The sequence below is a fragment of the Allobosea sp. TAF32 genome, from assembly GCF_052113585.1.
Lineage (GTDB): Bacteria > Pseudomonadota > Alphaproteobacteria > Rhizobiales > Beijerinckiaceae > Allobosea.
In genome coordinates this window covers 937,160-944,466 of record NZ_JBFRDM010000001.1, presented here as the reverse complement: position 1 = coordinate 944,466, position 7,307 = coordinate 937,160, and the positions used below count along the sequence as shown (strand labels likewise).

The window sequence follows — 7,307 nt, the reverse complement described above, 5'->3', positions numbered from 1 at the left end:
TCTCGTTGATCGCGCCCTTCAGGTCGGCGAAGCGGCCGCGATAGGCGGTCTCGACCCGGTTGGTCAGATCCCCGCCCGCGATCGCCGACAATGCCTGCGCGAACTCCGTCGTCGCCGAATCAACCACGAGGTTGATCTCGTTGATGCCCGCTACCAGCCGCTGCATCTGCTCGTCGGCATCGCTGATCTGCAACCGGGCCGAGAAATCGCCGGCCGCCGCCGCCGCGACGACCTCGCCGACATCGGACACCACCGCTTCCATCGATTGAGCCCGTGCCAGCCGGGCGGCGGCGGCAGCACGCTCCTGTTCCTGCAGCAGCGCGACCTGTTCCGTGCTCTCGCGCAGCACCGAGACTGCGCGCGCCATGGCGCCAATCTCGTCCGGACGGTCGGCATGCGGCACGTCGATACGGGTTTCGCCGGCCGTGAGTTTTTCCATCACCTCGCTGAGATCGAGGATCGGGCGGGTGATCGAACGCTGTGCGAAGACAAGCGCCACGCCAACAGAGAAGAGCAGGGTCGCCAGCAGGACGAGCGGCAAGAGCCACTGAACCTGACGGGTAAAGGCCGTCGCCTCCTCGCCGACGAGGATACCGGCCTTCTCGATGCGTTGGCTGAAGCTGATCAGCAGGTCGTTGAGAGCCTTCCGGTTGGCACGATTCGCTTCGTTGTTGCCCTGCGCATTGGCGGCTTCTGGCGAAACCTGGCGCCCGAGCCGGGCGGTTTCGGTGCGGAAGCCGATGAATTCCGCGACGGATTTGCCGATTTGCGCGACCGTCTCCCGTTCTTCGGCCGGCGCGACCTTCTGCAGCTCGGCGACGAAATTGCGCAAAGTTGGAATGCGATCGTCGATTCCCTTGGCGTAGGCCTCGGCTTCCTGCGGCGTCTTGGCCATGTAGATGCCGCGCGACTCCATCACCACGGCCGTGACGACGCCGTTGATACGCTGCGTCAGCAGCGCGACATTGCCCTGGATTTCGGAACGCGTATTGAGGTCATCCGCCTTGTGCAGACCGTAGATGCTGATGATCGCAGAAATAATGGCTCCGCCAGCGACGATGGCGAGCATGGCGAGAAGCTTCAGGCGGATGGATTTCATGACGACGGTCCCAAGGCGACCTCCTGAACGAGGAGTTCGTTTCCACCTGTGACCATTCGCCCCGATCGATAAAAAACTACTTAAAAACTGACCGGATCGATGACGTAAGATTCAACCCGTTCGGCGAGCCAGATGAGGAATATTCCTTTTGGCGAAGCTCAAGTGCATTAGCACAAGTAAACGATTTAGACTTAAACTATTCGATGGCGTTCGGTGGTTGAAATCGTTTACTCGAGCGCTTTGCAATCAATCGGGGATCTATTCATTAATTGCAACTTTAGAGATATGCTGCGCGCCGCCCCCCTTGATAGAGCGGCCTCGCCTGAACATGTTGCATCTTCCACAGTCCAATTTCCGGTCCTGATCCCGATGTCCGAATCCAGCAACGCCCCGGTCATGCACGCGACCACCATCCTGATGGTCCGCAAGGGAGGCCGTGTCGTCATCGGTGGCGATGGCCAGGTCTCGCTCGGCCAGACGATCATGAAGGGCAATGCGAAGAAGGTGCGCCGTCTCGCCAAGGGGCAGGTGATTGCCGGCTTTGCCGGGGCGACTGCGGATGCCTTCACCCTGTTCGAGCGGTTGGAGAGCAAGCTCGAGCAATATCCCACGCAATTGCTGCGCGCCTGTGTCGAACTCGCCAAGGACTGGCGCACAGATCGCTATCTGCGCCGGCTGGAGGCGATGCTGCTCGTCGCCGACAAGGAAGTTTCGCTGCTGATCTCCGGCACCGGCGACGTGCTGGAGCCGGAGGCGAGCGAGCACGGGGCCGTGATGGCGATCGGCTCGGGCGGCAACTACGCGCTTTCGGCAGCCCGCGCCCTGATCGATATCGAACCCGATGCCGAGACGATCGTGCGCAAGGCGATGAAGATCGCCGGCGACATCTGCGTCTACACCAACCACAGCCTCGTCATCGAGACGCTGGAGGCGGCGTGATCGCCGCAGCCAAGGCGCTTCCCAAGGTATTTCACCCGGATATCGTATCGTAATGACCAGCTTTTCCCCCCGCGAGATCGTCTCCGAGCTCGACCGTTTCATCGTCGGCCAGAAGGATGCCAAGCGCGCCGTCGCCATCGCGCTGCGCAACCGCTGGCGCCGCCAGCAGCTCCAAGGACCGCTGCGCGAGGAGGTCTCGCCGAAGAACATCCTGATGATCGGGCCGACCGGTTGCGGCAAGACCGAGATCGCGCGCCGCCTCGCCAAGCTCGCCAACGCGCCGTTCCTCAAGGTCGAGGCGACCAAGTTCACCGAGGTCGGCTATGTTGGCCGCGACGTTGAATCGATCGTGCGTGACCTTGTCGAGATTGCTATCGCGCTGGTGCGCGAGAGCCGCCGCAAGGACGTCCAGGCCAAGGCCCATCTCGCGGCCGAGGAACGCGTGCTCGACGCGCTGGTCGGCGCGAATTCCAGCCAGGCGACGCGCGATTCCTTCCGCCGCAAGCTGCGCGACAACGAGCTCGACGACAAGGAGATCGAGGTCGAGGTGGCGGCAGGCTCCGGTGCGGCCACGCCGATGTTCGAGCTTCCCGGCATGCCGGGCGCCTCGATCGGCGCAATCAACCTCTCCGACATGTTCGGCAAGGCCTTCGGCCAGAAGGGCAAGCCGAAGCGCATGCTGGTCAAGGACGCATACCAGCCGCTGCTCGCCGAGGAGAGCGACAAGCTGATCGACCAGGAAGCGATCGTGCAGGCCGCGATCCGCGAGGTCGAGAACAACGGCATCGTCTTCCTCGACGAGATCGACAAGATCTGCTCCCGCGAAGGCAAGGGCGGCGCCGATGTCTCGCGCGAAGGCGTGCAGCGCGATCTGCTGCCGCTGATCGAGGGCACGACCGTCGCGACCAAGCACGGCGCGGTCAAGAGCGACCATATCCTGTTCATCGCCTCCGGAGCGTTCCATGTCTCCCGCCCCTCCGATCTTCTGCCGGAACTGCAGGGCCGCCTGCCGATCCGTGTCGAGCTCTACCCGCTCGACATCGAGGATTTCAAACGCATCCTCACCGAGACCGAGGCGAGCCTGATCAAGCAGTCGGTCGCGCTGATGGCGACCGAAGAGGTCGAGGTCGAGTTCAAGCCCGACGCGATCGATGCCATCGCCCGCATCGCCGTCGACGTGAACTCCACGGTCGAGAACATCGGCGCCCGCCGGCTCCAGACCGTCATCGAGCGCATCCTCGACGACATCTCCTTCACCGCGCCGGACCGCGCGGGCGAGACCGTCGTCATCGATGCGGCCTATGTCGAGGCCCGCATCGGAGATCTGGCCAAGAACGCCGATCTGAGCCGGTTCATCCTCTGATGGAAGAGCCGGCCGCGTCCGCGCCGGAAGCCTCTCGCCTCGCCCGTGACTCTGCCGTCGTCGGGGCAGCCACCGTCGCCTCGCGCCTGCTCGGTTTCGCGCGTGACGTGCTGATCGCGCGCCTGCTCGGCGGCGGGCCGGCGGCCGATGCCTTCCTCGCGGCGCTGCGCCTGCCCAATCTCGTGCGGCGCGTGCTCGGCGAGGGCGGGCTGAACGCGCCCTTCGTGCCGCTCTATCTGGCCATCAAGGTTGACAAGGGTGAGAAAGCCGCGCGGCGCTTCGCCGGTGAGGCGGCTGGCCAACTCGGCCTGCTGCTGCTGGTGCTCGTCACGCTCGGTGAGCTCTTTGCGCCCTGGCTCGTGCTCGGCCTTGCCGGTGGCTTCGCCGATGAGCCCGAAACCCTCGCCTTGGCGGCCTCCTATACGCGGCTGATGCTGCCGTTCCTGTTGCTGACGACGCTTGCGGCGCTGCTGGCAGCCCTGCTCAACGCCGAGCGCCGCTTTGCCGTCGCGGCCCTCGCGCCGGCGCTGATGAATGCGATCCTGCTCGGCGTCCTGCTCGTTCTGCATGTGATGGGTGCAGCGCCGGAAGCCGGGGCGCGCTGGCTCGCGCTCTGTGTCAGCCTGACCGGGCTCGCTCACCTGGCTATGATCCTGGCCAGCCTGCGCGGCCCCGGCCTGCCGCGTCCGAGCCTGCGCTGGTCGCCGGAAATGACCCGGCTGATCCGCACCGGCGGCGCGACGCTGCTGGCGGCCTCCGCGGCCCAGCTCGTCCTGCTGGTCGCGACGCAGATCGCCTCCTCCGAGTCGGGTGCAGTGGCGGCGCTCTACTATGCCGACCGCGTCTTCCAGCTTCCGCTCGGCTTCGTCGGCGTGGCGATGGGCACGGTCGTTCTGTCCGACATGGCGCTGGCCGCGACACGCGGCGGCCCGGATGCCATGCTCGGACAGTCGCTGGCGCTCGGCCTCGCGCTCGCTTTGCCGGCGGCGACCGCGCTCGTGGCGCTCGCCGAGCCGATCGTGTCGGCGCTGTTCGAATATGGCCGCTTCGATGCCGGCGACCGCGAGCGCACGGCTGCAGCGCTGGCGGCCTTTGGCTGCGGCCTGCCTTTTGCCGTCGTGGCGAAGGTCTTCGGCCAGGTCTATTTCGCGCGCAGCCGGCCGCGGCTGCCGCTGATCTCGGGCGGCCTGGCGGTATTCGTCGCGCTAGTCGCCGGTTTCCTGCTGCCGGGCGGCCGCAACGCAGCGCAGATGGCGGCCTTGGCGGCGGCGCTCGCCTTTGCCGTTCAGGCGCTCATGCTCGGCATCGCCCTGCTGCGCGACGGCATCTGGCGGCCGAGTCCCGGCAATCTACGGCCCATCGCTTCCAGCCTCGCCGCCAGCGCGCTCATGCTCGTCGTGCTGGTCCTCCTGCTGCGGCTTTTGGCGGAGCCGTTGATGCCGGAACAACCGGCATCCCACCGCATCGGCGCGCTCGGCCTGCTCTGCCTTGCGGGGCTCGCCAGCTATTGTGCAGCGGGTTGGGCGCTCGGTGCCTTCGGCGCTCTCCCCTTGCGCAAGCGGCGGGCTTGAGCCAGAAGCGCCGCTTCCCTCCTCCATGGTGACGACGGAGTGCCCCATGTCGGGTTTTCATCAGCGCGTTTTCTCAGGCATGCAGCCGACCTCGACGCTGCATCTCGGCAATTATTTGGGCGCGCTGACCAATTGGGTGGCGATGCAGAAGACCCATGATTGCGTGTTCTGCGTCGTCGACATGCATGCGATCACGATGTGGCAGGATCCGGCCGACCTGAAGCGCGCCATCCGCGAGGTCACGGCCGCCTATATCGCGGCCGGCATCGATCCGCAGAAGAGCATCATCTTCAACCAGAGCCAGGTCTCGGCCCATGCCGAGCTCGCCTGGATCTGCAACTGCGTCGCGCGGTTGGGCTGGATGAACCGCATGACCCAGTTCAAGGAGAAGGCCGGCAAGGATCGCGAGAATGCCTCGCTCGGCCTCTACGCCTATCCGAGCCTGATGGCAGCCGACATCCTGCTCTACAAGGCGACGCATGTGCCGGTCGGCGAAGACCAGAAGCAGCATCTGGAGCTCACCCGAGACATCGCCCAGAAGTTCAACAACGACTTCGCGCCGCAGATCGCCGAGCTGGGTCTGGGCACGGGCGAGCTCGGCTTCTTCCCGCTGCCTGAGCCGATGATCATGGGGCCGGCCCAGCGCGTGATGAGCCTGCGCGACGGCACCAAGAAGATGTCGAAATCTGACGCCTCCGACTATTCGCGCATCAACCTGACCGACGACGCCGACGCTATCGCCCAGAAGATCCGAAAGGCCAAGACCGACCCGGAGGCGTTGCCCTCCGAGGCGAAGGGACTCGAGGGCCGCCCGGAGGCCGAGAACCTCGTCGGCATCTATGCCGGCTTGTCGGGCATGGCGAAGGGCGATGTGCTGCAGCAATTCGGCGGCGGCCAGTTCTCGGGCTTCAAGGCGGCGCTGGTCGATCTCGCGGTCGAGAAGCTCGCGCCCATCGCCGTGGAGATGCGCCGCCTGCTGGCAGAACCGAAGCATATCGACGCGATCCTCGGCGAAGGCGCGGCCAGGGCCGATGCCATCGCCGCGCCGATCATGCGCGAGGTCAAGGACATCGTCGGCTTCGTGCGCAGCTGACACGGACCCCCTTGGGCGCGACGGGCTTGCGCCGGAGGGCCGGCGCAGGCCACCATGGTAGTCCCTTCAAGCGGCGGCAGGACAGTTTCATGGTCAAGAAACGGCGGTCCTACGAGACGGGCCATCGGCCGAAATTTCTCGCGGTGGTCGACGATACCGAAGAGTGCGCCAAGGCGCTTCGCTTTGCGGCGCGCCGCTGCGCCCGTCTGGGCGCTGCGATCGTGCTGCTCGCAGTCGCACCGCCGCCCGAGCACGAGACATGGCTCGGCGTCGGCGACGTGATGCGGGCGGAAGCCGAGGCCGAGGCCGAGAAGCGGCTCGACGCGGCTGCCATCGCCGTCCGGATGCTGGCCGGCCTCGAGCCCGAGCGCGTCGTGCGTATCGGCGACAAAGCCGGAGAGCTGGTCAAGCTGATCGAGGAGGACGAGGATATTTCGCTCCTGGTGCTCGCCGCCGGCACCGGGCGCGAAGGCCCAGGCCCGCTGGTCAGCGCGCTGGCCGGCAAATCCTCGGCCAGCTTCCCGATTCCCGTCGCCATCGTCCCGGGCCATCTGGAAGACGAGGAAATCGACGCTCTGGCTTGAGGCCGGCGCCTTCCTTCGCGCTGGAATGATTCCAGCGACGCGCCTATATCGAGACCAGGAACGGCGACCTTGAACCGCCGGTACCGGAGGTATTCATGTTCATCCAGACCGAAGCGACGCCAAATCCGGCGACCTTGAAGTTTCTGCCCGGCCGTATCGTCATGGGCAGCGGCACGCTCGACCTGCGCGACGCCGATGACGCCGCCCGATCGCCGCTGGCCCAGCGCCTCTTCGGCGTTTCCGGCGTTTCCGGCGTCTTCCTCGGCTCGGACTTCATCACCGTCACCAAGTCGGAAGGCGAGTGGCCCCATCTGAAGCCGGCGATCCTCGGCGCGATCATGGAGCACTTCATGTCCGGCGCGCCGGTGCTGGCCGAGAATTCCGCTGCCGACATCGAGGAGGAAGGCGAGTTCTTCGCTCCGGAAGATGCCGAGACGGTCGATACGATCAAGGATCTGCTCGAGACCCGCATCCGCCCGGCAGTGGCTGGCGACGGCGGCGACATAACCTTCCGCGGCTATCGCGACGGCACGGTCTATCTCGTCATGAAGGGCGCCTGCTCGGGCTGCCCCTCTTCGACCGCGACGCTGAAGCACGGCATCCAGAACCTGCTGCGCCATTTCCTCCCGGAAGTGCGCGAAGTCGAGTCGGTTTGAGT

The 7,307-nt window shown here is 65.8% G+C and carries 7 protein-coding genes; 6 read left to right on the top strand and 1 reads right to left on the bottom strand.

The window, feature by feature from the left end:
- A partial coding sequence (locus AB4Z16_RS04400; protein ID WP_441510085.1) for a HAMP domain-containing protein occupies positions 1-1,099 on the bottom strand: 1,099 nt, incomplete at its 3' end.
- A 369-nt stretch (positions 1,100-1,468) separates the two neighbouring features.
- Between AB4Z16_RS04400 and hslV the strand changes: the two genes are divergently transcribed.
- From hslV to AB4Z16_RS04370, 6 genes are all read left to right on the top strand, one after another.
- A complete protein-coding gene (hslV, locus tag AB4Z16_RS04395; protein WP_282568291.1) occupies positions 1,469-2,038 on the top strand; it encodes an ATP-dependent protease subunit HslV in 570 nt (189 codons plus the stop codon).
- Positions 2,039-2,090: 52 nt separating this feature from the next.
- On the top strand, positions 2,091-3,401 hold the full coding sequence (gene hslU / locus AB4Z16_RS04390; RefSeq protein WP_441510084.1) for an ATP-dependent protease ATPase subunit HslU: 1,311 nt from the start codon (positions 2,091-2,093) through the stop codon (positions 3,399-3,401).
- On the top strand, positions 3,401-4,972 hold the full coding sequence (murJ, locus tag AB4Z16_RS04385) for a murein biosynthesis integral membrane protein MurJ (RefSeq protein ID WP_441510083.1): 1,572 nt from the start codon (positions 3,401-3,403) through the stop codon (positions 4,970-4,972). Before hslU ends, murJ begins: the two co-directional genes overlap by 1 nt.
- Positions 4,973-5,018: 46 nt before the next feature.
- Positions 5,019-6,065 (top strand): tryptophan--tRNA ligase, encoded by a 1,047-nt coding sequence (trpS, locus tag AB4Z16_RS04380; RefSeq protein WP_441510082.1) that lies wholly within the window; start codon positions 5,019-5,021, stop codon positions 6,063-6,065.
- A gap of 89 nt (positions 6,066-6,154) precedes the next feature.
- The gene (locus AB4Z16_RS04375; RefSeq protein ID WP_441510081.1) at positions 6,155-6,649 is read left to right on the top strand and encodes a universal stress protein; all 495 of its coding nucleotides are present in this window, start codon (positions 6,155-6,157) and stop codon (positions 6,647-6,649) included.
- A gap of 95 nt (positions 6,650-6,744) precedes the next feature.
- Positions 6,745-7,305: a NifU family protein gene (locus tag AB4Z16_RS04370; protein WP_441510080.1), complete on the top strand. Its 561-nt coding sequence runs from the start codon at positions 6,745-6,747 to the stop codon at positions 7,303-7,305.
- Positions 7,306-7,307: the final 2 nt, after the last annotated feature.

What these genes read in the sequence shown, in the direction of transcription:
- hslV (WP_282568291.1), top strand. Translation starts at nt 1,469, where the DNA reads ATGTCCGAATCCAGCAACGCCCCGGTCATGCACGCGACCACCATCCTG.
- hslU (WP_441510084.1), top strand. Translation starts at nt 2,091, where the DNA reads ATGACCAGCTTTTCCCCCCGCGAGATCGTCTCCGAGCTCGACCGTTTC.
- murJ (WP_441510083.1), top strand. Translation starts at nt 3,401, where the DNA reads ATGGAAGAGCCGGCCGCGTCCGCGCCGGAAGCCTCTCGCCTCGCCCGT.
- trpS (WP_441510082.1), top strand. Translation starts at nt 5,019, where the DNA reads ATGTCGGGTTTTCATCAGCGCGTTTTCTCAGGCATGCAGCCGACCTCG.
- AB4Z16_RS04375 (WP_441510081.1), top strand. Translation starts at nt 6,155, where the DNA reads ATGGTCAAGAAACGGCGGTCCTACGAGACGGGCCATCGGCCGAAATTT.
- AB4Z16_RS04370 (WP_441510080.1), top strand. Translation starts at nt 6,745, where the DNA reads ATGTTCATCCAGACCGAAGCGACGCCAAATCCGGCGACCTTGAAGTTT.